The sequence below is a fragment of the Peptoniphilus sp. genome (genome assembly GCF_034090345.1).
Taxonomy (GTDB): domain Bacteria; phylum Bacillota; class Clostridia; order Tissierellales; family Peptoniphilaceae; genus Peptoniphilus.
Genome location: NZ_JAXDSS010000136.1, coordinates 1 through 1,127, shown reverse-complemented (window position 1 = coordinate 1,127; position 1,127 = coordinate 1). Strand labels below are relative to the sequence as shown.

The 1,127-nt window shown below is 36.0% G+C and carries 1 protein-coding gene; it reads right to left on the bottom strand.

The window, feature by feature from the left end; translation table 11 throughout:
- Positions 1-1,055 (bottom strand): aromatic amino acid ammonia-lyase (locus SOR77_RS10170; RefSeq protein WP_320636983.1); only part of this gene is annotated, 1,055 nt, incomplete at its 3' end.
- Positions 1,056-1,127: the final 72 nt, after the last annotated feature.

Genomic DNA, 1,127 nt, shown 5'->3' with positions numbered 1-1,127 from the left:
TAGCAAGATGTCTTAGATAAGTGGGCTAGAGATGTAGCTACCATTTCAACACCAATGGCAACAGTAGTTACTTCAAAGTTCGCACTTACAAAAGAAGTTCTCTTGTCTATTAGCACACAAGGGTTGTCATCTGCTGAGTTTACAGTGTTGTATAGGTGCATTTTTACAAAGTCAAGGGCATCTAGTACTGTACCGTTTATTGAATGTGCTCCTCTAAAACTTAGAGGGTCTTGAAGTGCACGATCAGGATGTGGCTCATTTAGATAACTACCTTTTAAATATTCTCTACATTCTCTTGCAACTTTAACTTGACCTGGTATATTTCTAAGTTCATTTACATCTTCTCTAAGCGATTCAACAACTCCGTTTAAGCCTTCTAAACTCAAACAGTAGATTATGTTTGACATTTTTACAATATCTTCCACTTCTTTTATGATGATGGCAGCCATTGCCTCACCTTGAGCGTTTGAAGAAACTATACTAAGTCCGTCTTTAGGACCGAGTTTAGCTGGCGTCATTCCAACTTTTTCCATAGCTTTTTTTGAATTTATGATTTCTCCGTTGTATGAAACATCACTCTCACCTATAAAGGCAAGACCAATATGAGATAGAGTGGTTATATCTGCCTCTCCAATAGATGAACGCATAGGAATTCTCGGATATATACCATAGTTTAAGAAATCCTTATACATGTTTACGATTTCAAGAGACATACCTGTATGTCCTTGAAGCGCTTTATGTAGTCTTATTAATAAGATAAGTCTGACTTGTTCATCTGTATGATAAGGAGAAACTCCAAGACAGTGGCTGTTTAGAAGATTTTTGTTATATGTTTCAAAAAAATCTTCATCAAATTCCTTATCTTTATTCCAACCTACACCACGATTTAAGCCGTAAACCGGCTTTCCTTCAGCAGCCATTTCAAATAAAATACTTCTGGCTTCTTTGACTCTTTCTTGCGCTTCAGGAGATATTTCCAGTTCAACATGGTTGAAGGAAATATCATAAAGCTCTTTCAAATTTAGAGGCTTTCCTGTTAACACAAATTTTTCCATTTATTACACCCCTTTCGCTTTAAGTTCTAAAGCTTTTATAATTCTTTCCGGATTAGCCGGATAGTTAGTAAT